The organism is Georgenia wutianyii (assembly GCF_006349365.1).
Lineage (GTDB): Bacteria > Actinomycetota > Actinomycetes > Actinomycetales > Actinomycetaceae > Oceanitalea > Oceanitalea wutianyii.
The window spans coordinates 2,388,947-2,411,500 of record NZ_CP040899.1 but is presented as its reverse complement, the minus strand read 5'-3'; the positions used below and the strand labels follow the sequence as shown (position 1 = coordinate 2,411,500).

The following is a 22,554-nucleotide window of genomic DNA, read 5'->3' as shown; positions in this document are numbered from 1 at the left end:
GCGGTCACGAGATGACCGCATCGGCCCCTAGGGTCGGCGCATGCTCACCGACAGGGACGTCGCCCGGTGGCGCCTGGCGACCCAGCGACTCGTCGCCCCGCACCACGGCTCGGTGCTCGACGTCGTCACCGGCCTGCTCGCCGTCCAGGCCGAGAACCGGGGCCAGTCCGGCTGGTCGGTGGCCTCCCGCACCTCCGGCCGCACCGCGGGCGAGCTGGACGAGCTGCTCGCCGAGGGGGCGGTGGTGCGCACGCACGTCCTGCGGCCCACCTGGCACTACGTCGCCGCGGCCGATGTCGACTGGCTGCTGCGGCTCACCGCGCCGCGCAACCGCCCCGTCTTCGAGCGTCAGCTCGCCGACCTGGGGTTGACGTCCGCTGTGCTCGACCGGGCGGGCGTCGTCGTCCTCGAGCACCTCGCCACCGAGCCGGACCGTGACCGCACCGAGCTCGCCGCTGTGGTCGCCGCGCACGGGATCGCCCTCACCGGCCACGCCTTCATGCTCTTCCTCGGCCTGCTCGAGCTCGACCGGCTGATCGTCAGCGGCCGCGAGCGCGGGACCACCCACACCTACGCGCGGTACGCCGACCGCGTCGTCGCGCCGTCCCGGTTCGACCGGGAGGAGGCGCTCGCCGAGCTGGCGTGGCGCTATCTCGGCGGTCACGGACCGGCCACCGAGCGCGACCTCGCCTACTGGGCCACGCTCACCCTCACCGACGCGCGCCGGGCGATCGCCGCCAGCCGCCACCGGCTCGCCTCCTTCGAGCACGACGGGCGGACGTTCTGGCACGACCCCGCCGGCGCCCCGCCGTCGGGGGAGGAGCAGGAGCCCGCCGGGCACCTGCTCCTGCTGCTCGACGAGATCTACCGCGGCTACCAGGACAGCCGGATGGTGCTCGACGTCGCCGGCATCGTGCCGCGGGGGCGCGAGACGGCGATCGGGATCGCCCTCGTCGGCGGCCAGATCGTCGGCAGCATGCGACGCACGCTGGGGAGCACGGTCCGGTTCGACGTCGAGGCCTACCGCCCACTCGGTCCTGTGGAGCTCGCGGCCCTCGAGGCGGCCGCCGCGCGGTACGCCAGCTACCTCGACCTGCCGCCCGTCCTCACCGTCCGGTCCTGACGCCGTACGCACCGGCGAGGACCGGCGTCCTAGCTGCCGGGGGCGAGGTGCTCGGCGAGCTCGGCGTCGATGCGGCGGGAGAAGGCGTCGACGGCGTCCCAGTCGCGCAGGTCCCCCTGCGGCGCCTTGACGAGCCGGGCGACCGAGCGCTCGCGGAAGTTGAGCAGCTCCGGGTCGATGCGGCCGGCAAAGGTCGCGGTCCCGACCGGGTCGACGGCCGCGACGATCCGCGGCTCGACCTTCTCCGGCTCGTCGGCCTCGGCTCCGGCCAGGCCGACGGAGAACACCCAGGTGGGCAGTTTGGCCAGCTCGGCGGCGTGCCGCTCGGCGAAGTCGCGCGCGTGCGCCATCCAGCGCGACATGTAGACGGCGGAGCCGAGGACGACGGCCTCGGCGTCGCCGATGTCGGCGCTCTGGGCGGGTTCGTGCCGGACCGTGTGGCCGAGTGATTCCAGCCCCGTCGAGATCGCCGCGGCGATCTCGGAGGTGGCCGAGTGCTTCGAGGCGGAGACGACGAGGATTCGCATACCCCACTGTGACCCGGCTCACGACGGAGCGCCAGGGACGTTCGTCCGGGCAGGGGGCCGGGGGGTGGTGCCTTCGTGCATGCAGGGGCGTGTATAGTTATACGGGTGACTGTGTCTGTGGCCGTAGCCGGTGCGAGCGGGTACGCGGGTGGTGAGGTCCTGCGACTGCTCCTCGCGCACCCCGACGTCGAGATCGGCGCGCTCACCGCGAGCTCCAGCGCCGGGGACCTCCTCGGCAAGCACCAGCCCCACCTGCTGCCTCTCGCGGGCCGCGTCATCGAGCCGACCGACCCGGCGCGCCTGGCGGAGCACGACGTCGTCGTCCTCGCCCTGCCCCACGGCGCCTCCGGTGAGCTCACCGCCGCGCTCGAGGCGCTCGAGGGCCCCACGCCCCTCCTCCTCGACTGCGGCGCCGACCACCGCCTCGAGGACGCCGCGGACTGGGAGCACTTCTACGGCGGCACCTTCGCCGGCGCCTGGCCCTACGGCATGCCCGAGCTGCGCCACGCGGGGGAGACAGGCACCGCCGCCGCGCAGCGCGAGGTCCTGCGCACGGCGCGCACCGTCGCCGTCCCCGGCTGCAACGTCACCGCGATCACCCTCGCCCTCCAGCCCGGCGTGAGCGCCGGCGTCGTCGACCCGTCCGACGTCGTCGCCGTCCTCGCCAACGGGTACTCCGGGGCGGGAAAGTCGCTCAAGCCGCACCTGCTCGCCAGCGAGGGCCTGGGCACCGCGACGCCCTACGCCGTCGGCGGCACCCACCGTCACGTCCCGGAGATCGAGCAGAACCTGCGCCGCGCCGGCGCCGCGAGCGTCCGGCTCTCCTTCACCCCCACTCTCGTGCCGATGGCCCGCGGCATCCTCGCCACCGTCACCGCGCCGCTCGCGGCCGCCGCGAGCGCCGCCGACGTCCGCCGCGCGTGGGAGGACGCCTACGCCGGGGAGACGTTCGTCCGCCTGCTCCCCGAGGGGCAGTGGCCGACGACGGCGGCGACCCTCGGCGCGAACACCGCCCACGTCCAGGTGACCGTCGACGAGCGGGCCGGGCGCGTCGTCGCCGTCTGCGCGATCGACAACCTCGTCAAGGGCACCGCCGGTGCCGCCGTCCAGTCGATGAACCTCGCCCTCGGCCTGCCGGAGGGCCGGGGCCTGACCACCGTGGGAGTCGCCCCGTGACCGTCACCGCCCCCCGGGGCTTCCGGGCCGCCGGCGTCGCCGCCGGCCTCAAGAGCAGTGGCGGCAAGGACGTCGCGCTCGTCGTCAACGACGGCCCCTCGGCCGTCGCCGCCGCCGTGTTCACGACCAACCGCGTCGTCGCCGCGCCGGTCGTGTGGTCGCGCACCGCCGTCGGGGACGGGATCGCCCGCGCGGTCGTCCTCAACTCCGGCGGTGCGAACGCCTGCACCGGGCCCGAGGGCTTCCTCGACACCCACCGGACGGCCGAGCACGTCGGGGAGCTCCTCGGCGTCTCCGCCGGGGACGTCGTCGTCTGCTCCACCGGCCTCATCGGCGAGCGGCTCGACATGCCGGCGCTGACCGCGGGTGTCACCGCCGCGGCCGCGGCCCTGTCCGCCGACGGCGGCCCCGACGCCGCCGAGGCGATCATGACCACCGACACCGTCGCCAAGACCGTGCACGTCGAGGGGGAGGGCTGGTCGGTGGGCGGCATGGCCAAGGGCGCGGGCATGCTCGCCCCGGCCCTGGCGACCATGCTCTGCGTCCTCACCACCGACGCCGAGCTCGACACCGAGCAGGCCGACGCCGCTCTCCGTGAGGCCACCCGGCTCACCTTCGACCGCGTCGACTCCGACGGCGCGATGTCGACGAACGACACCGTCGTCCTCCTCGCGTCCGGCGCCAGCGGCGTGCGCCCGGACCCGCAGCGCTTCCAGGACGCGCTCACCGAGGCGGCCCGGCAGCTCGCCCGCGCGCTCGTCGCCGACGCCGAGGGCGCCAGCCACGACGTCGCCGTCACCGTCACGGGGGCGACCAGCGAGACCGCGGCCCTCGCCGTCGCCCGGGCGATCACCCGCTCCAACCTCGTCAAGACCGCGATCTTCGGCAACGACCCCAACTGGGGTCGCATCATCGCCTCGGCCGGGACCGTCCCCGAGGACGTCGCCCCCTACGACCCGCTCGCCCTGGACGTCACCGTCAACGGTGTCCAGGTCTGCCGGGCCGGCGGCGTGGGGGATGACCGTTCGCTCGTCGACCTCGCGGGCAGCCGCGAGGTCCACATCGAGGTCGCCCTGCACGCCGGTGACGCCCCGCCCGTCACCGTCTGGACCAACGACCTCACCCACGACTACGTCCACGAGAACAGTGCGTACTCGACATGACCGAGCTCCCGCACAGCCTCCGCCCCGAGCAGAAGGCCGAGGTCCTGCTCCAGGCCCTGCCGTGGCTCGAGCGGTTCGCCGGCACCCGCGTCGTCGTCAAGTACGGCGGTAACGCGATGGTCGACGAGCAGCTCCAGCGCGCGTTCGCGGCCGACATCCTCTTCCTCCACCAGGTCGGCATGCAGCCGGTCGTCGTCCACGGCGGCGGCCCGCAGATCTCCACGATGCTCGACACGCTGGGCATCGCCACCGAGTTCCGCGGCGGGCTGCGGGTGACGACCCCCGAGGCGATGGCCGTGGTCCGCATGGTCCTCACCGGCCAGGTGCAGCGCGACCTCGTCTCCCTGCTCAACGAGCGCACGGCGCACGCCGTCGGCATCTCCGGCGAGGACGGCGGCCTGCTGCGCGCCGAGCGCCGCACCGCCGTCGTCGATGGTGAGCCGGTGGACGTCGGGCTCGTCGGCGACGTCGTCGAGGTCCACCCCGCCGCCGTCGAGGACCTCCTCGCCGCCGGGCGCATCCCGGTGATCTCGACGATCGCGCCCGACGTCGCCGACCGCAGCCAGGTGCTCAACGTCAACGCCGACACCGCGGCCGCGGCGCTCGCCATCGCCCTCGGGGCGCGCAAGCTCGTCGTCCTCACCGACGTCGAGGGCCTGTACCGCGCGTGGCCCGACCGCTCCTCGATCGTCCGGCGCATCCACGCCGACGAGCTCAGCCTCATGCTCCCCGACCTCGAGTCGGGCATGGTGCCGAAGATGGAGGCCTGCCTGCGGGCGGTGCGCGGCGGTGTCCCGCAGGCGCACATCGTCGACGGCCGCCTGCCCCACTCGATGCTGCTGGAGATCTTCACCGACGAGGGCGTGGGCACCCTCGTCCTGCCCGACTGGGGCCGCCAGTCCACCCACCCGGAGGCACCGTGACCGACATCGTCCCCGAGACCCAGCAGTCGACGACCGTGTGGGCCGAGCGCTACTCCCACGCGCTCATGAACACGTTCGGGCCCCCGCAGCGCGTCCTCGTGCGCGGGGAGGGCGCGTGGGTCTGGGACGCCGACGGCCGCCGCTACCTCGACCTGCTCGCGGGCATCGCGGTCAACTCCCTGGGCCACGCCCACCCCACGCTCGTCTCGGCCGTCTCCGCCCAGCTCGGGACGCTCGGGCACGTGTCGAACTTCTTCGCCACCCCCACCCAGGTGCACCTCGCCGAGCGGCTGCTCGAGGTCGTCGAGCCGGGCGGGGCGCCCGCCGGTTCGCGGGTGTTCCTCGCGAACTCCGGCACCGAGGCGATGGAGGGTGCCTTCAAGCTGGCCCGCCGGCACGGCGGGGCCGCCCGCCCCCGCATCCTCGCCCTCGAGGGGGCCTTCCACGGCCGGACGATGGGCGCGCTCGCGCTCACCCACAAGGCCGCCTACCGCGAGCCGTTCGAGCCGCTGCCCGGCGGCGTCGAGCACCTGCCCTTCGGTGACGTCGATGCGCTCGCCGCCGCCATGGGCGACGACGTCGCCGCCCTCGTCCTCGAGCCCGTCCAGGGCGAGGCGGGCGTGCGTCCGCTGCCCCCCGGCTACCTCGCCGCGGCCCGCGAGCTCACCTCCCGCCACGGCGCGCTCCTCGTCCTGGACGAGGTGCAGACCGGGATGGGCCGCACCGGCCGCTGGATGGCCCACCACCACGACCACATCGGAGGCGGCGTCGTGCCCGACGTCGTCGTCCTCGCCAAGGGGATGGCCGGCGGGCTGCCCGTGGGCGCCGTCGTCGCCCTCGGTGAGCACGCGGCCACGCTCCTGGGACCGGGCCAGCACGGCACGACCTTCGGCGGCAACCCGGTCGCCTCCGCCGCGGCGCTCGCGACGATGCACGTCATCGAGCGTGACGGCCTGCTCGACGCCGTCACCGAGCGGGGCCGCCAGCTCGTCGACGGGGCCACCGCCCTGGAGCACCCGCTCGTGTCCGGGGTCCGGGGGGAGGGGCTGCTCCTGGCCCTCACCCTCACCCGGCCGGTCGCCCAGGACGTCGCGCGCGCGGCGCTGGACGCCGGCTACATCGTCAACCCGGTGGCGCCCGACGCGATCCGACTGGCACCGCCGTTCATCCTCACCCCGGAGCAGGCCGCCGGCTTCCTCGCCGACCTGCCCGCCGTGCTCGACGCCGGAGGCTCCGCATGACCGTCCACTTCCTGCGTGACGACGACCTGACCGTCGACGCCCAGCGCTCCGTCCTCGCCCTCGCCCTCGACCTCAAGGCCGGCGCCGTCGCGCCCCGCCCGTTGGAGGGCAAGGCCGTGGCCGTCATGTTCGACAAGGCCTCCACCCGCACCCGGGTCTCCTTCTCCGTCGGCATCCACGAGCTCGGCGGCTACCCGCTCGTGCTCGACGCCGCCGGCACCCAGGTGGGCCGCGGGGAGTCGGTGGAGGACACCGTGCGGGTGCTCGACCGGCAGGTCGCCGCGATCGTCTGGCGCACCTTCGGCCAGCAGAACCTCGACCGCGCCGCCGCCGTGAGCGCGGTGCCGGTGGTCAACGCGCTCACCGACGAGTTCCACCCGTGCCAGGTGCTCGCCGACCTCCAGACCGTCGCCGAGCACCGCGGCGGCCTGGCCGCCGAGGGTCCCGCTCTCGCCGGGCGGTCCCTCGCCTACCTCGGCGACGGCGCGAACAACATGGCCCACTCCTACCTCCTCGGCGGCGTCACCGCCGGCATGGACGTGCGCATCGCCGCCCCCGCGGGCTACAACCCCGACCCCGCCGTGGTCGAGCGGGCGCGGGAGATCGCGGCGCTCACCGGGGGCAGCGTGCTCGTCACCACCGACCCCGACGAGGCCGTCGACGGCGTCACCGCCGTCGCCACCGACACGTGGGTCTCGATGGGGCAGGAGGCCGAGGCGGGGGAGCGGGAGTCCCCGTTCGTGCCCTACCGGGTGGACGAGCGGCTCATGGCGCGCGGCGCGGACGCCGTCTTCCTCCACTGCCTGCCGGTCTACCGGGGCATGGAGGCGACCGCCGACGTCGTCGACGGCCCCCGGTCCGTCATCTGGGACGAGGCCGAGAACCGTCGCCACGCGCAGAAGGCCGTGCTCGTCCACCTCCTGGAGGAGGCAGCCCGGTGAGCATCCCGGTCACCCGGGCGGCACGCCACGCGCTCATCGCCCGACTCCTGTCCCAGCAGCGCATCTCCTCCCAGGGGGAGCTCAGCGCCCAGCTTGCCTCCCACGGCGTCCAGGTGACCCAGGCGACCCTCTCGCGCGACCTCGTCGAGCTGCGCGCCGGGAAGATCACCCTGCCCGGCGGCGGGCAGGTCTACGCGCTGCCGGAGGAGGGCGCCGCCGGCGCCATGGCCCCGCCCGTGGCCCCCGGGGAGGGGCACGGCGTCGCGCGCCTGGCGCGCTGGTGCAGCGAGCTGCTCGTCTCCGCGGACCGCGCCGACGCGCTGGTCGTCCTGCGCACCCCCGCGGGCGCCGCGCAGCTGCTCGCCTCCGCGGTCGACACCGCCGTCCTTCCCGAGGTCATCGGCACGATCGCCGGTGACGACACCGTCCTCGTCATCACCCGTGACGGCAAGGCAGGGGCCGAGCTCACCGCCCGGCTCCTCGCCCTCGCCGCCCCCAGCACCAACGGCCCGGCGCGCGCCGGCGCCGACCGCCCTATCGCACCATCCATCGAAAGAGACTCAGCATGAGTGACAGCACCGCCCCCGCCACCACCCCCGCCGGCAAGGAGCGGGTCGTCCTCGCCTACTCCGGCGGGCTGGACACCTCGGTGGCCATCGGCTGGATCGGCGAGCAGACCGGCACCGAGGTCATCGCCGTGGCCGTCGACGTCGGCCAGGGCGGGGAGGACCTCGACGTCATCCGCCAGCGCGCGCTCGACTGCGGTGCGGTGGAGGCCTACGTCGCCGACGCACGCGAGGAGTTCGCCACCGAGTACTGCATGCCGGCGCTCAAGGCCAACGCCCTCTACCAGGACCGCTACCCGGTGGTCTCGGCGCTCTCGCGCCCCGTCATCGTCAAGCACCTCGTGCGCGCCGCACGCCAGTTCGGCGCCACGACCGTGGCCCACGGCTGCACCGGCAAGGGCAACGACCAGGTCCGCTTCGAGGTCGGCATCACCTCCCTCGCCCCGGACCTCAAGTGCCTGGCCCCGGTCCGCGACCTCGCCCTCACCCGCGACGTCGCCATCGACTACGCCCAGCGCCACCAGCTGCCGATCGAGACGACGAAGAACAACCCGTTCTCCATCGACCAGAACGTGTGGGGCCGCGCGATCGAGACCGGCTTCCTCGAGGACATCTGGAACGCCCCGACCAAGGACGTCTACAGCTACACCGACGACCCGGCCTTCCCGCCGGTCCCCGACGAGGTCGTCATCACCTTCAAGGAGGGCGTGCCCGTCGCGCTCGACGGCGTCCCGGTCACCCCGCTCCAGGCGATCCAGGAGCTCAACCGCCGCGCCGGCGCCCAGGGCGTGGGCCGCATCGACATCGTCGAGGACCGCCTCGTGGGCATCAAGTCCCGCGAGGTCTACGAGGCCCCCGGCGCGATCGCGCTCATCACCGCCCACCAGGAGCTGGAGAACGTCACCGTCGAGCGTGAGCAGGCCCGCTTCAAGAAGGGCGTGGACCAGCGCTGGACCGAGCTGGTCTACGACGGCCAGTGGTTCTCCCCGCTCAAGCGCTCCCTCGACGTCTTCATCGACGACACCCAGCGCTACGTCTCCGGCGAGATCCGGCTGCTCCTGCACGGGGGCCGCGCCGTGGTCACCGGCCGCCGCAGCGACTCCAGCCTCTACGACTTCAACCTCGCCACCTACGACTCCGGCGACACCTTCGACCAGTCCAACGCCAAGGGCTTCATCGAGATCTACGGCCTCACCGCCAAGCTCGCCGCCGCCCGTGACGTCGTCTTCGGCAACGCCGTCGACCTCGGGCAGGGCACCTTGGAGGTCTCCGACCATGGGTGAGTCCCCCCTGAGCCTGTGGGGCGGCCGCTTCAGCGGTGGGCCGGCCGACGCGCTCACCGAGCTGTCGCGCTCCACGCAGTTCGACTGGCGGCTCGCGCGCCACGACATCGCCGGCTCCCGGGCGCACGCCCGTGCGCTCGCGGGTGCCGGGCTGCTCGACCAGGCAGAGCTCGACGGGATGCTCGCGGCGCTCGACCGCCTCGAGGGCGACGTCGTCTCCGGCGCCTTCGGGCCGCGGCCGGAGGACGAGGACGTGCACACCGCGCTCGAGCGCGGGCTCATCGAGCGGGCCGGGCCCGCGCTGGGCGGCAAGCTGCGCGCGGGCCGCTCCCGCAACGACCAGATCGCCACGCTCGTGCGCTCCTACCTGCGCGAGCAGGCGCGGCTGCTCGCCGGCGGGGTGCTCGACGTCGTCACGGCCCTCACCGAGCAGGCGGCCGCCCACCCGGGCGCGGTCATGCCGGGGCGCACCCACCTGCAGCACGCCCAGCCGCTGCTGCTGGCCCACCACCTGCTCGCCCACGCGTGGCCCCTGCTGCGTGACGTGCAGCGGTGGGTGGACTGGGACGCCCGCGCGGCGGTCTCGCCCTACGGCTCCGGCGCGCTCGCCGGCTCGTCCCTCGGGCTGGACCCGCGCGCCGTCGCGGCGGACCTCGGCTTCAGCGACTCGGTGGAGAACTCCATCGACGGCACCGCCGCGCGCGACGTCGTCGCCGAGTTCGCGTTCGTCGCGGCCATGGTGGGCGTCAACCTCTCGCGGATCAGCGAGGACGTCATCATCTGGGCGACCAAGGAGTTCGGCTTCGCCCGGCTCGACGACGCGTTCTCCACCGGCTCCTCGATCATGCCGCAGAAGAAGAACCCCGACGTCGCCGAGCTGGCGCGCGGCAAGGCCGGGCGCCTCATCGGCGACCTCACCGGTCTGCTCGCCACGCTCAAGGGCCTGCCGCTGGCCTACAACCGCGACCTGCAGGAGGACAAGGAGCCCGTGTTCGACGGCGTCGACACGCTCTCGGTGCTCCTGCCTGCGGTCTCGGGCATGGTCGCCACGCTGACCTTCGACACCGCCCGCATGGCCGAGCTCGCGCCCCAGGGGTTCTCCCTGGCCACCGACATCGCCGAGTGGCTCGTGCGTGAGGGGGTCGCCTTCCGCGACGCGCACGAGATCGCGGGGGAGTGCGTGCGGGTGTGTGAGGCCGCGGGCAAGGAGCTGTGGGACCTCACCGACGACGAGCTCGCCGCGATCTCCCCGCACCTCACCCCGCAGGTGCGTTCCGTGCTCAGCGTCGAGGGCTCGGTCGCCTCGCGCAACGGCCGCGGCGGCACCGCCCCGGACCGGGTCGCCGAGCAGCTCACGGCCGCGCGGGCCGAGCTCGCGCGGCTGCGTGAGTGGGCAGGGACCCAGCCCGGGGGGCCGGCCACCGCGTGACGACGCTCGACCTCACCGCCCCCTCCCTCGAGGTGGCACCCCGCCTCCTCGGCGCGCACCTGACGGTGCGCTCGGAGGAGGGGGCGGTGACGGTGCGTCTCACCGAGGTCGAGGCCTACGACGGCGCCGACGACCCGGGGTCCCACGCGTACCGGGGCCTCACCCCGCGCACCGAGGTGATGTTCGGCCCGGCGGGCCGGCTGTACGTCTACTTCACCTACGGCATGCACTGGTGCGCGAACGTCGTGTGCGGGCAGGACGGGCGCGCGAGCGCGGTGCTGCTGCGCGGCGGGGAGGTCGTCGAGGGCCTGGAGCTCGCGCGCTCCCGGCGCCCGGCCGCCCGACGCGACGTCGACCTCGCGCGCGGCCCGGCCCGGATGGCCCAGGCACTCGGGCTCACCGGCGCCGACAACGGACTGGCGCTCGCTGCCGGAGGGCGGGCCGAGCTGGCCGCCCCGGCGGACGTGGTCCCTGAGCCGGTGACCGGACCGCGGGTCGGGGTCGCCGGGCCGGGTGGGGACGGCGAGGTGTTCCCGTGGCGGTTCTGGCTGCCCGGCGAGCCGACCGTCTCGGTCTACCGCCCCGGCACCCGCCGCCCCCGCCGCACCTGACAGCACTCCCGCCCCGCCGTCTCCCGCCGCCGCCTCCGGCCGGCACCTCCCGCCGAGAGCTGGATCGTGCACCGGCACGGCGGGAGGAGGGGGCACACTAGATGCCGGGGCCGACGCCCGGCCCGACCGACCCAGGAAGGTACGCACACGTGAGTGACATCCTCGAGGAGCTGGAGTGGCGAGGGCTCATCGCCCAGACCACGGACCGGGACGCCATCGGCGCCGCCCTCGCCGCAGGACCCGTCACCTACTACTGCGGCTTCGACCCCAGCGCGCCGAGTCTCCACCACGGGCACCTCGTCCAGCTCATCACGCTGCGCCACCTCCAGCTCGCCGGCCACCGGCCGATCGCGCTGGTCGGGGGAGCGACCGGGCTCATCGGTGACCCGCGGATGTCCGGGGAGCGCACACTCAACGACCGCACCGTCGTCGCCGAGTGGACCGACCGGCTCCGTGCCCAGATCGAGCCGTTCCTCGACTTCGAGGGCGACAATGCGGCCCGCATGGTCAACAACCTCGACTGGACCTCCGGGCTGAGCGCGATCGACTTCCTCCGGGAGGTCGGCAAGCACTACCGGCTCGGCACGATGCTCGCCAAGGACACCGTTGCGCGGCGCCTCGCCAGCGACGAGGGCATCTCCTTCACGGAGTTCAGCTACCAGATCCTCCAGGGCATGGACTTCCTCGAGCTCAACCGCCGCTACGGGTGCACCCTGCAGACCGGCGGGAACGACCAGTGGGGCAACCTGCTCTCCGGTGTCGAGCTCGCCCGCAAGGCCGACGGCACGACGGTCCACGCCCTGACGACGCCGCTCATCACCAAGGCCGACGGCACGAAGTTCGGCAAGACCGAGGGCGGGGCTGTCTGGCTCGCCCCGGACATGATGAGCCCCTACGCCTTCTACCAGTTCTGGCTCAACACCGAGGACGCCGACGTCGAGCGGTTCCTCAAGATCTTCACATTCCGCACCCGGGAGGAGATCGCCGAGCTCACCGCCGCGGTGGCAGAGCGTCCGCAGGCCCGCGAGGGACAGCGCGCCCTGGCCCGCGACGTCACCACCCTCGTCCACGGCGCCGACGCCACCGAGCGGGTGGAGCGCGCGTCGCAGGCGCTCTTCGGACGGGGAGAGCTGACCGACCTCGACCCCCAGACGCTCGGGCACGCGGTGGCCGAGCTGCCGCGGGGGGAGGCGGTCGTGGGGGAGTCCAACGTCGTCGACCTCCTCGTGGCGACCGGTCTTGCGAACGGGCGCTCCGCCGCCCGTCGCACGGTGGCCGAGGGCGGTGCGTACCTCAACAACGTCAAGGTGACCGACGAGGACCGGGTCCTCGCCCCGGAGGACCTGCTCGCCGGACGCTGGGTGCTGCTGCGCCGCGGTCGGCGCAACCTCGCCGTCGCCGAGGTCGCCGCTCCCTGATCCAGCTCGCACCACCAGATGCCCGCCGGCACGCCCGGCGGGCATCTGTCGTACCCGGGGGACCGCGCCGCCCGGGTGGTACCGGGGCGCGCAGTCCGCCACCGGGGCGCCGCGCCCTGTGAACGAGGTCTCAGGGGCGAGATCTGGGCACAGGTCGCGGCGTCGACGCCGACGAAGGGCAGAAAAGTGCAGGTCACGCGGGGTTTCGGTGGCCGGCGGAACCAGGCTGGAGGCGGTTTGACGTCGGTGTGGGGACGACGTAATGTTTCACCTCGTTGCCCCCCAGGGAGACACGGACACGAGGCCGAGAGGCCGGTGGCCGGTCCCGGAGAGGCAGCCCCTCACAGTGACCGCGGTTCGACCGCGGACGGCTGAGGGCCCGGAGGCGGGGATCACACCGACTGAAGTTGTGTGTGGGAACGCCGGCGGGTAAAGTTGAACGGCCAGCCCCGGACGGGGAGGCGACCAGCAGGTCCGTCTTCCGCGGTGTGTGTCTGTTTCTTGAGAACTCAACAGTGTGCCAAGTTTTTTGATGCCATTTGGATCTGATGGCGTCCGGTCTTTCGGGGCTGGGTGTTTGAGGGTCTGTTTGTTTGGTTGCCTGCTCGCGGTTTCCTTTCCGTGGGTGGGTTTGCCTGGATTGCCTGCCGGCTCTTGTGGTTGGTGGGTGTCTTCGTATGGTTGTTACCCCTTCGGGGGTGGCGCTAGACATTTACGGAGAGTTTGATCCTGGCTCAGGACGAACGCTGGCGGCGTGCTTAACACATGCAAGTCGAACGATGATGCCCAGCTTGCTGGGTGGATTAGTGGCGAACGGGTGAGTAACACGTGAGTAACCTGCCCCTGACTTCGGGATAACTACGAGAAATCGTGGCTAATACCGGATATGACGCGTGCCCGCATGGGTGTGTGTGGAAAGATTTATTGGTCAGGGATGGGCTCGCGGCCTATCAGCTTGTTGGTGGGGTGAAGGCCTACCAAGGCGACGACGGGTAGCCGGCCTGAGAGGGTGACCGGCCACACTGGGACTGAGACACGGCCCAGACTCCTACGGGAGGCAGCAGTGGGGAATATTGCACAATGGGCGAAAGCCTGATGCAGCGACGCCGCGTGAGGGATGACGGCCTTCGGGTTGTAAACCTCTTTCAGTAGGGAAGAAGCCTTCGGGTGACGGTACCTGCAGAAGAAGCGCCGGCTAACTACGTGCCAGCAGCCGCGGTAATACGTAGGGCGCAAGCGTTGTCCGGAATTATTGGGCGTAAAGAGCTCGTAGGCGGTTTGTCGCGTCTGCTGTGAAAACGCAAGGCTTAACCTTGCGCCTGCAGTGGGTACGGGCAGACTAGAGTGCGGTAGGGGAGACTGGAATTCCTGGTGTAGCGGTGGAATGCGCAGATATCAGGAGGAACACCGATGGCGAAGGCAGGTCTCTGGGCCGTTACTGACGCTGAGGAGCGAAAGCATGGGGAGCGAACAGGATTAGATACCCTGGTAGTCCATGCCGTAAACGTTGGGCACTAGGTGTGGGACCCATTCCACGGGTTCCGTGCCGCAGCTAACGCATTAAGTGCCCCGCCTGGGGAGTACGGCCGCAAGGCTAAAACTCAAAGGAATTGACGGGGGCCCGCACAAGCGGCGGAGCATGCGGATTAATTCGATGCAACGCGAAGAACCTTACCAAGGCTTGACATACACCGGAAAAGTGCAGAGATGTGCTCCCCGTAAGGTCGGTGTACAGGTGGTGCATGGTTGTCGTCAGCTCGTGTCGTGAGATGTTGGGTTAAGTCCCGCAACGAGCGCAACCCTTGTCCTGTGTTGCCAGCGGGTTATGCCGGGGACTCATGGGAGACTGCCGGGGTCAACTCGGAGGAAGGTGGGGATGACGTCAAATCATCATGCCCCTTATGTCTTGGGCTTCACGCATGCTACAATGGCCGGTACAAAGGGCTGCGATACCGCGAGGTGGAGCGAATCCCAAAAAGCCGGTCTCAGTTCGGATTGGGGTCTGCAACTCGACCCCATGAAGTCGGAGTCGCTAGTAATCGCAGATCAGCAACGCTGCGGTGAATACGTTCTCGGGCCTTGTACACACCGCCCGTCACGTCATGAAAGTCGGTAACACCCGAAGCCGGTGGCCCAACCCTTGTGGGGGGAGCCGTCGAAGGTGGGACTGGCGATTAGGACGAAGTCGTAACAAGGTAGCCGTACCGGAAGGTGCGGCTGGATCACCTCCTTTCTAAGGAGCTCACCACATCCTCGCCCGCTTCGTCGGGGCCTACGGGGGTGTCAGGTGCCACGCGGATGCCGAACGAGTGTCCGGTGGTTGCTCATGGGTGGAACATCGAAGGCTTGGCATGCTGTTGGGTCCTGAGGGAACAGGCGCCCGCGCCGGCCGTATGGCTGGTTGTGGGGGTTGTTGTCTCGACCGTGACCGCCTTCTGCTCGCCCCTGGTGCCCGTTGTGGTGTGGGGTGGGGGTTGGTCGGTGGGTTGCTTGAGAACTGTACAGTGGACGCGAGCATCTTTGATCTTTTGTGGTCAAGTTATTAAGAGCATTCGGTGGATGCCTTGGCACTAGGAGCCGAAGAAGGACGTGGTGGCCTGCGATAAGCCTCGGGGAGTTGGCTAACGAACCGTGATCCGAGGATGTCCGAATGGGGAAACCCAGCCGGGGTCATGCCCGGTTACCCGCGCCTGAATGTATAGGGCGTGTGGAGGGAACGTGGGGAAGTGAAACATCTCAGTACCCACAGGAAGAGATATTCCGTGAGTAGTGGCGAGCGAAAGCGGATGAGGCTAAACCGGGGGTGTGTGATAGACGGCAGTCGTTGCACCTCCGGGGTCGTGGGACCCGCCAACCAGGCCTGCCGGCCCGGTAGGGAGTGAGAAAGCGTCGTCATAGTCGAACGGTCTGGGAAGGCCGGGCACAGAGGGTGAGACCCCCGTAGACGAAATGGTGGCGCCTCCCGGTGGGGATCCCGAGTAGCACGGGGCCCGTGAAATCCCGTGTGAATCTGGCAAGACCACTTGCTAAGCCTAAATACTACCTAGTGACCGATAGCGGACAAGTACCGTGAGGGAAAGGTGAAAAGTACCCCGGGAGGGGAGTGAAATAGTACCTGAAACCGGATGCTTACAATCCGTCGGAGCCTCCGTAGCTGGGGTGACGGCGTGCCTTTTGAAGAATGAGCCTGCGAGTTAGTGGTATGTGGCGAGGTTAACCCGTGTGGGGAAGCCGTAGCGAAAGCGAGTCCGAACAGGGCGATTGAGTCGCATGCTCTAGACCCGAAGCGAAGTGATCTACCCATGGGCAGGTTGAAGCGCGGGTAAGACCGCGTGGAGGACCGAACCCACTTAGGTTGAAAACTGAGGGGATGACCTGTGGGTAGGGGTGAAAGGCCAATCAAACTTCGTGATAGCTGGTTCTCCCCGAAATGCATTTAGGTGCAGCGTTGCGTGTTTCTTGCCGGAGGTAGAGCACTGGATGGCCGATGGGCCCCAACAGGTTACTGACGTCAGCCAAACTCCGAATGCCGGTAAGTGTAAGCGCAGCAGTGAGACGGCGGGGGATAAGCTTCGTCGTCGAGAGGGAAACAGCCCAGACCACCGGCTAAGGCCCCTAAGCGTGTGCTAAGTGGGAAAGGATGTGGAGTTGCACAGACAACCAGGAGGTTGGCTTAGAAGCAGCCACCCTTGAAAGAGTGCGTAATAGCTCACTGGTCAAGTGATTCTGCGCCGACAATTTAGCGGGGCTCAAGCACACCGCCGAAGCCGTGGCACTGACACATGTTCCTCAGCTCTCGCCTACGGGCGGGTGTTCAGGGGTGTTGGTGGGTAGGGGAGCGTCGTGTGGGAGGTGAAGCTGCGGGGTGACCCAGTGGTGGATCCCACACGAGTGAGAATGCAGGCATGAGTAGCGAAAGACGGGTGAGAAACCCGTCCGCCGAATGACCAAGGGTTCCAGGGCCAGGTTAATCCGCCCTGGGTAAGTCGGGACCTAAGGCGAGGCCGACAGGCGTAGTCGATGGACAACGGGTTGATATTCCCGTACCGGCGAAACACCGCCCATACCGAGCCCGGTGATGCTAACCGCCCAACGCCGTCCTTGTGCCCTTCGGGGCCGGGGCCGGCCGCGCGCGGAACCCGAACCGGTATTAGGTAAGCGTATTAACAGGGGTGACGCAGACAGGTAGCCACCGCGTGTTTTATGGCTATGCACGTCCAAGGGAGCAGGGCGAGGTCCAGGCAAATCCGGACCTCATACAGCCTCAGACCTGATGGTGACCGCGAATGCGGGAAGCAGGGTGATCCTATGCTGCCAAGAAAAGCCTCGACGCGAGGTGTTAGCCGCCCGTACCCTAAACCGACTCAGGTGGTCAGGTAGAGAATACCAAGGCGATCGAGAAAATCACGGTTAAGGAACTCGGCAAAATGCCCCCGTAACTTCGGGAGAAGGGGGGCCTGAGGGGTGAAGCCACTTGCTGGCTAGCCCTTTCGGGCCGCAGAGACCAGGGAGAAGCGACTGTTTACTAAAAACACAGGTCCGTGCGAAGTCGCAAGACGATGTATACGGACTGACGCCTGCCCGGTGCTGGAAGGTTAAGAGGACGGGTCAGCCCTTCGGGGCGAAGCTCAGAATTTAAGCCCCAGTAAACGGCGGTGGTAACTATAACCATCCTAAGGTAGCGAAATTCCTTGTCGGGTAAGTTCCGACCTGCACGAATGGCGTAACGACTTCTCCGCTGTCTCAACCGTGAACTCGGCGAAATTGCACTACGAGTAAAGATGCTCGTTTCGCGCAGCAGGACGGAAAGACCCCGGGACCTTTACTATAGCTTGGTATTGGTGTTCGGGACGGCTTGTGTAGGATAGGTGGGAGACTGTGAAGCAGCCACGCCAGTGGTTGTGGAGTCATCGTTGAAATACCACTCTGGTCGTTCTGAACATCTAACCTCGGTCCGTAATCCGGATCAGGGACAGTGCCTGGTGGGTAGTTTAACTGGGGCGGTTGCCTCCCAAAATGTAACGGAGGCGCTCAAAGGTTCCCTCAGCCTGGTTGGCAATCAGGTGTCGAGTGTAAGTGCACAAGGGAGCTTGACTGTGAGACTGACAGGTCGAGCAGGGACGAAAGTCGGAACTAGTGATCCGGCGGTGGCTTGTGGAAGCGCCGTCGCTCAACGGATAAAAGGTACCCCGGGGATAACAGGCTGATCTTGCCCAAGAGTCCATATCGACGGCATGGTTTGGCACCTCGATGTCGGCTCGTCGCATCCTGGGGCTGGAGTAGGTCCCAAGGGTTGGGCTGTTCGCCCATTAAAGCGGTACGCGAGCTGGGTTTAGAACGTCGTGAGACAGTTCGGTCCCTATCCGCTGCGCGCGCAGGAAACTTGAGAAGACCTGTCCCTAGTACGAGAGGACCGGGACGGACGAACCTCTGGTGTGCCAGTTGTTCCGCCAGGAGCATGGCTGGTTGGCTACGTTCGGAAGGGATAACCGCTGAAAGCATCTAAGCGGGAAGCCTGCTTCAAGATGAGGTTTCCACCACCCTCGGGTGGGAAGGCCCCCAGCAGAACACTGGGTTGATAGGCCGGATGTGGAAGCACGGCAACGTGTGAAGCTGACCGGTACTAATTGGCCGACAACTTCACCACAACTATCAGGTCTTGTGATGACGCGTCCACTGTACGGTTCTGGAGCCACCCACACACGGGTGACATCTCCATAGAGTTACGGCGGTCATAGCGAAGGGGAAACGCCCGGTCCCATTCCGAACCCGGAAGCTAAGCCCTTCAGCGCCGATGGTACTGCGTGGGAGACTGCGTGGGAGAGTAGGACGCCGCCGAACACCCATTACCGTGTGGGCCGCAACCCTTGGGGTGCGGCCCACACGTGTTTCACCCACGGGTGTGCTTCAGGAAGGAAGCGATGAACGACCACAACGAGAACGAACGACGTGGCGAGGATCGTCCAGGGGCGCACCAGCGTAATCCCCGTGGTCGCGCCGCCGGACGTCCGTCGAGCGGCGGCAGCGCGCCGCGCTCCGGCCGGCCCTACGAGAAGGGCGGTCGCCCCGCACGGGGCGGCAGCACCGCACGCGGTGACCGCCCGCGTTGGAGCGGCGACCGCACGACCGACGCAGGTCGTGGCAGTGCGCCGCGTCGCGACGGCCGTGACGACCGGCGCCCGCCTGCCGGCGACCGCCGTGACAACGAGCGCGGGCAGCGCAGCTTCGGCGACGACCGCCCGCGGCGTCAGGGCGAGGGGTACCGCAGCGGCGGTGCCGGGCGTCCCGACGAGCGTCGCGGCAGCGAACGAGGCTTCGACCGCGGAGACCGGCGTGAGGGTGGCTACAACCGCCCCGCCGAGGGCCGTGGTGGCGAGCGTCGCGACAGCGGTTCCCGTGACTTCAACCGCGGCGAGCGTCGTGAGGGCGGCTACGGCCGCCCCGACGACCGTCGTGGTGGCGAGCGTCGTGAGGGTGGCTACGGCCGTCCGACCGAGCGTCGCGATGGCGCTTCCCGTGACTTCAACCGCGGCGAGCGTCGTGAGGGCGGCTACGGCCGTCCGACCGAGCGTCGTGAAGGCGGTCAGAGCCGTCCGACCGAGCGTCGTGAGGGTGGTGGTTACGGCCGCCCCGACGAGCGTCGTGGTGGCGAGCGTCGTGAGGGTGGTTACGGCCGCCCGACCGAGCGTCGTGAAGGCGGTCAGAGCCGTCCGACCGAGCGTCGTGAGGGTGGTGGTTACGGCCGCCCCGACGAGCGTCGTGGTGGCGAGCGTCGTGAGGGTGGTTACGGCCGTCCGACCGAGCGTCGCGATGGCGCTTCCCGTGACTTCAACCGCGGCGAGCGTCGTGAGGGCGGCTACGGCCGCCCCACCGAGCGTCGCGAAGGCGGTCAGAGCCGTCCGACCGAGCGTCGTGAGGGTGGTGGTTACGGCCGCCCCGACGAGCGTCGTGGTGGCGAGCGTCGTGAGGGTGGTTACGGCCGTCCGACCGAGCGTCGCGAGGGTGGCTACGGCCGTCCGACCGAGCGTCGCGATGGCGGTTCCCGTGACTTCAACGGCGGTGAGCGTCGTGAGGGCGGTTACGGCCGTCCGACCGAGCGTCGCGATGGCGGTTCCCGTGACTTCAACCGTGGTGAGCGTCGTGAGGGTGGCTATGGCCGTCCCACGGAGCGTCGCGATGGCGGTTCCCGTGACTTCAACGGCGGTGAGCGTCGTGAGGGCGGTTACGGCCGTCCCACGGAGCGTCGCGAGGGCGCTCCCCGCAGCTTCGACCGTGGTGAGCGTCGTGAGGGCGGCTATGGCCGTCCGACGGAGCGTCGTGAGGGTGGTCAGGGTCGTCCGACCGGGGGTCGTGAGGGTGGCTTTGGCCGTCCCGACGAGCGTCGTGGTGGCGAGCGTCGCGAGGGTGGCTTCGGTCGTCCGACCGAGCGTCGTGAGGGTGGCTATGGCCGCCCCGACGACCGCCGTGGTGGCGAGCGTGGCGGCCGCCGTGAGGGCGGCTACGACCGCTCGGCAGGCGGTGGGCACCGCACCGGTGGAGGTTTCGACCGGTCCGGCCCGCGGCACGCGTCCGACCAGGCGCCTCATGACGAGGAACTGCGTCACCCCGCGCCCCCCGTGGACGAGGACGTCATCCCCCAGATGCTCGACAAGGCCGCGCGGTCACGTCTGCGCACCCTGTCCAAGCTGAACTCCGACTGGGTGGCCGTCCACCTGGTCATGGCCGGCCGGACGCTCGACACGGACCCGGAGCTCGCCTACGAGCACGCGTCCGCAGCGGTCCGGCGTGCCGGTCGCGTCGACGTCGTGCGCGAGGCACTGGCCCTCACCGCCTACGCGACCGGACGGTACGCGGAGGCGCTGCGTGAGGTCCGTACGGTGCGCCGTCTCAGCGGTGTCGACGCGCACCCCGCGATCGAGGCCGACTGCGAGCGTGGCCTCGGACGCCCCGAGCGCGCGCTCGCGGTCATCGCCGAGGCCAAGGGGCGCGAGCTCAGCATCGAGGAGGCCGTCGAGCTCACCCTCGTCGAGAGCGGTGCACGAGCCGACCTCGGCGAGCACGACGCCGCGCTGCTCGTCATCGACAAGCTGCTCCCGCGCGTCCGCGAGCCCGAGTACCGCCGCCGGCTGATGCTCGTCCGCGCCGACAGGCTCGAGACCCTCGGTCGCACCGACGACGCCGCTGAGGCGCGGGCCGCCGCCGAGGCGATCGCACCCCAGGAGGAGGACGACGTCGTCGTCCTCGACCTCGGGGACGACGATGACGAGCAGGCCACGCCGGCGTCCGTCGCCGAGGCTGACGCGCCGGAGGACGACGAGCCGGAGGACGACGAGCCGGAGGACGACGAGCCGGAGGACGACGAGTCCGAGGCCGATGAGTCCGAGGCCGATGAGACCGACGAGGTCGAGTCCGAGGACGATGAGGCCGAGGACGTGTCAGGGGTCGACGAGCTCGAGGCCGGCGAGCCTGACGAGGTCGAGCCGGAGGACGACGAGCTCGAGGAGGAGGCCGAGGAGGTCGAGGTCGAGGTCGTCCTCGTCGAGGACTCCGCGCCGGACGCCGCGGTCGTCGACGTCGAGTCCGTGCCCGAGGCCGAGGTCGTGATCGAGGAGTCCGTCGAGATCGAGGAGTCCGCCCCGGACGCCGAGACGGTCGACGTGGAGTCGGACGTCGAGGTCGTGGACGCTGACGACGCCGAGGAGCCGCAGGTCGACGAGTCGGCCCCCGAGGCGGAGATCGTGGTCGAGGAGTCCGAGGTCGAGGTCGTCGAGGAGTCCGCGGTCGAGGCCGAGGAGACCGCCGAGGTCACCGACGCGGTCGAGGCCGAGGAGACCGCCGAGGTCACCGACGCGGTCGAGGGCGAGGAGACCGCCGAGGTCACCGACGCGGTCGAGGCCGAGGAGACCACCGGCCCCGACACCGTCGAGGAGGACCAGGAGTCCGACAACGGCTCCGAGCAGCTCGACCTCTTCGCGGACGGTGACCTGGAGGACCGCCGGTGACCGCGACGCTCATCGGTTCGCCGCCGCCGTGCGACGTCTACGACGTCGGTCTCTACGACCTCGACGGCGTCGTCTACCTGGGGGCCGAGGCGGTGGTCCACGCGGCCGACGCGATCGCGGCGGCCGCCGAGCGTGGCCTGCGTCCGCTGTACGTCACGAACAACTCCTCCCGTGAGCCGGAGGAGATCGCCGCCCAGATCGACGGCTTCGGCGTGCCCTGCTCACCCGAGCAGGTCGTCACCTCCGCCCAGTCGGTCGCCCTCCTCCTGCAGGAGGTGCTCGAGCCCGGCGCCCGCGTGCTGCCCATCGGCGGCCAGGGGCTGCGCACGGCGCTCGAGCACGCCGGCTTCACGCTCGTGGCGAGCGCGGCCGACGCGCCGGAGGCCGTCGTCCAGGGCTACGCCCCGCACCTGAGCTGGCACGACCTCGCCGAGGCCTCCTACGCGATCGGCGCCGGCGCGCGCCACGTCGCGACCAACCTCGACGGCTCCATCCCCAAGGAGCGTGGGGTCGCCCCGGGCAACGGCGCGCTCGTGCGCGCCGTCGTCGAGGCGACCGGCGTCCAGCCGCTCGCGTCCGGCAAGCCGCTCCCGGCGATCTTCCGCCAGGCCGCCGAGCGCGTCGGCGCGCAGAACCCGATGGCCATCGGTGACCGGCTCGACACCGACCTCGAGGGCGCCCGCGCCTCCGGGATCCCCGGCCTGCTCGTCCTCACGGGCGTGACGAGCGCCCGTGACGCCGTCCTCGCACCGGCGCACCAGCGCCCGTCGATGCTCGCCACCGACCTGCGCGGGCTGCTCGAGCGGCACCCCGAGCCCAGGCACGTCGACGACGAGGGCTGGTGGAGCTGCGGCGCCGCCGTCGCGCGCGTCGACGACGGCACCCTCGTCCTCGTCGACGACCCCACCGGCCCGCTCGGCCCCTCCGGGGAGCAGCGGCTCTCCGGTGACCGGCCCGCCCGGGTGACGCTCGACGGGTGGCGCGCACTGTGCGTCGCCGCCTGGGACGCGGCGGACAGCGGCCGGCCCGTCCAGCCGCAGGACGTCCCGGCGCTGACGATCGGCTGACGGCGCGCCGTGCCAGGTGTTCCTGGCACGGCGTCGCCCCCCGCCGCGTCGGGCGCGGGTAGCCTGACCGGCACGGCAGGAAGG

General features: G+C 70.2%; 15 protein-coding genes and 3 rRNA genes. 16 read left to right on the top strand and 2 right to left on the bottom strand.

Annotated elements, in window-relative coordinates; genetic code table 11:
- Positions 1 to 40: 40 nt before the first annotated feature.
- Positions 41 to 1,123 carry a winged helix DNA-binding domain-containing protein gene (locus FE251_RS10650; protein ID WP_139072462.1) on the top strand — a complete coding sequence of 361 codons (1,083 nt, stop codon included), beginning with the start codon at positions 41 to 43 and terminating at the stop codon, positions 1,121 to 1,123.
- A 29-nt stretch (positions 1,124 to 1,152) separates the two neighbouring features.
- On the opposite strand, the gene FE251_RS10645 is transcribed toward FE251_RS10650, so the two are convergent.
- A complete protein-coding gene (locus FE251_RS10645) occupies positions 1,153 to 1,650 on the bottom strand; it encodes a flavodoxin domain-containing protein (protein ID WP_139072461.1) in 498 nt (165 codons plus the stop codon).
- Between the two features lie 105 nt (positions 1,651 to 1,755).
- Between FE251_RS10645 and argC the strand changes: the two genes are divergently transcribed.
- The 13 genes from argC to rrf all read left to right on the top strand — a co-directional run bounded on the left by argC (position 1,756) and on the right by rrf (position 18,242).
- Positions 1,756 to 2,826 (top strand): N-acetyl-gamma-glutamyl-phosphate reductase, encoded by a 1,071-nt coding sequence (gene argC / locus FE251_RS10640; RefSeq protein WP_139948745.1) that lies wholly within the window; start codon positions 1,756 to 1,758, stop codon positions 2,824 to 2,826.
- Positions 2,823 to 3,989, top strand: a complete 1,167-nt coding sequence (gene argJ / locus FE251_RS10635) for a bifunctional glutamate N-acetyltransferase/amino-acid acetyltransferase ArgJ (RefSeq protein WP_139948744.1) — start codon at positions 2,823 to 2,825, stop codon at positions 3,987 to 3,989. Before argC ends, argJ begins: the two co-directional genes overlap by 4 nt.
- Positions 3,986 to 4,912 (top strand): acetylglutamate kinase, encoded by a 927-nt coding sequence (gene argB / locus FE251_RS10630; RefSeq protein WP_139072458.1) that lies wholly within the window; start codon positions 3,986 to 3,988, stop codon positions 4,910 to 4,912. Before argJ ends, argB begins: the two co-directional genes overlap by 4 nt.
- Positions 4,909 to 6,153: an acetylornithine transaminase gene (locus tag FE251_RS10625; RefSeq protein WP_139072457.1), complete on the top strand. Its 1,245-nt coding sequence runs from the start codon at positions 4,909 to 4,911 to the stop codon at positions 6,151 to 6,153. Before argB ends, FE251_RS10625 begins: the two co-directional genes overlap by 4 nt.
- Positions 6,150 to 7,094 (top strand): ornithine carbamoyltransferase, encoded by a 945-nt coding sequence (gene argF, locus FE251_RS10620; RefSeq protein ID WP_139072456.1) that lies wholly within the window; start codon positions 6,150 to 6,152, stop codon positions 7,092 to 7,094. The genes FE251_RS10625 and argF overlap by 4 nt, the downstream gene beginning before the upstream one ends.
- Complete coding sequence (gene argR, locus FE251_RS10615; RefSeq protein WP_139948743.1) at positions 7,091 to 7,663, top strand: arginine repressor; 573 nt, start codon at positions 7,091 to 7,093, stop codon at positions 7,661 to 7,663. The genes argF and argR overlap by 4 nt, the downstream gene beginning before the upstream one ends.
- Complete coding sequence (locus FE251_RS10610) at positions 7,660 to 8,943, top strand: argininosuccinate synthase (protein WP_139071918.1); 1,284 nt, start codon at positions 7,660 to 7,662, stop codon at positions 8,941 to 8,943. Before argR ends, FE251_RS10610 begins: the two co-directional genes overlap by 4 nt.
- On the top strand, positions 8,936 to 10,372 hold the full coding sequence (argH, locus tag FE251_RS10605) for an argininosuccinate lyase (RefSeq protein WP_139071919.1): 1,437 nt from the start codon (positions 8,936 to 8,938) through the stop codon (positions 10,370 to 10,372). Before FE251_RS10610 ends, argH begins: the two co-directional genes overlap by 8 nt.
- On the top strand, positions 10,369 to 10,983 hold the full coding sequence (locus FE251_RS10600) for a DNA-3-methyladenine glycosylase (protein WP_139071920.1): 615 nt from the start codon (positions 10,369 to 10,371) through the stop codon (positions 10,981 to 10,983). Before argH ends, FE251_RS10600 begins: the two co-directional genes overlap by 4 nt.
- Positions 10,984 to 11,132: 149 nt before the next feature.
- Entirely contained in the window at positions 11,133 to 12,401 is a 1,269-nt protein-coding gene (gene tyrS / locus FE251_RS10595; protein WP_139948742.1) for a tyrosine--tRNA ligase, read from the top strand.
- A gap of 711 nt (positions 12,402 to 13,112) precedes the next feature.
- Positions 13,113 to 14,634, top strand: a 16S ribosomal RNA gene (locus FE251_RS10590).
- A 299-nt stretch (positions 14,635 to 14,933) separates the two neighbouring features.
- Positions 14,934 to 18,048, top strand: a 23S ribosomal RNA gene (locus tag FE251_RS10585).
- A gap of 77 nt (positions 18,049 to 18,125) precedes the next feature.
- Positions 18,126 to 18,242: ribosomal RNA gene (rrf, locus tag FE251_RS10580) — 5S ribosomal RNA — on the top strand.
- The 16S, 23S and 5S rRNA genes sit together here, the layout of an rRNA operon.
- 5 nt (positions 18,243 to 18,247) lie before the next feature.
- Here the strand turns inward: rrf and FE251_RS10575 are convergent.
- On the bottom strand, positions 18,248 to 20,005 hold the full coding sequence (locus FE251_RS10575) for a hypothetical protein (RefSeq protein WP_139948741.1): 1,758 nt from the start codon (positions 20,003 to 20,005) through the stop codon (positions 18,248 to 18,250).
- A gap of 12 nt (positions 20,006 to 20,017) precedes the next feature.
- Here FE251_RS10575 and FE251_RS15535 point away from each other — a divergent pair, with 12 nt between their 5' ends.
- Together FE251_RS15535 and FE251_RS10565 are read left to right on the top strand one after the other, a co-directional pair.
- Positions 20,018 to 21,403 carry a hypothetical protein gene (locus tag FE251_RS15535; protein WP_168202708.1) on the top strand — a complete coding sequence of 462 codons (1,386 nt, stop codon included), beginning with the start codon at positions 20,018 to 20,020 and terminating at the stop codon, positions 21,401 to 21,403.
- Positions 21,400 to 22,470 carry an HAD-IIA family hydrolase gene (locus FE251_RS10565; protein WP_139072107.1) on the top strand — a complete coding sequence of 357 codons (1,071 nt, stop codon included), beginning with the start codon at positions 21,400 to 21,402 and terminating at the stop codon, positions 22,468 to 22,470. The genes FE251_RS15535 and FE251_RS10565 overlap by 4 nt, the downstream gene beginning before the upstream one ends.
- The last annotated feature ends 84 nt before the right edge of the window (positions 22,471 to 22,554 follow it).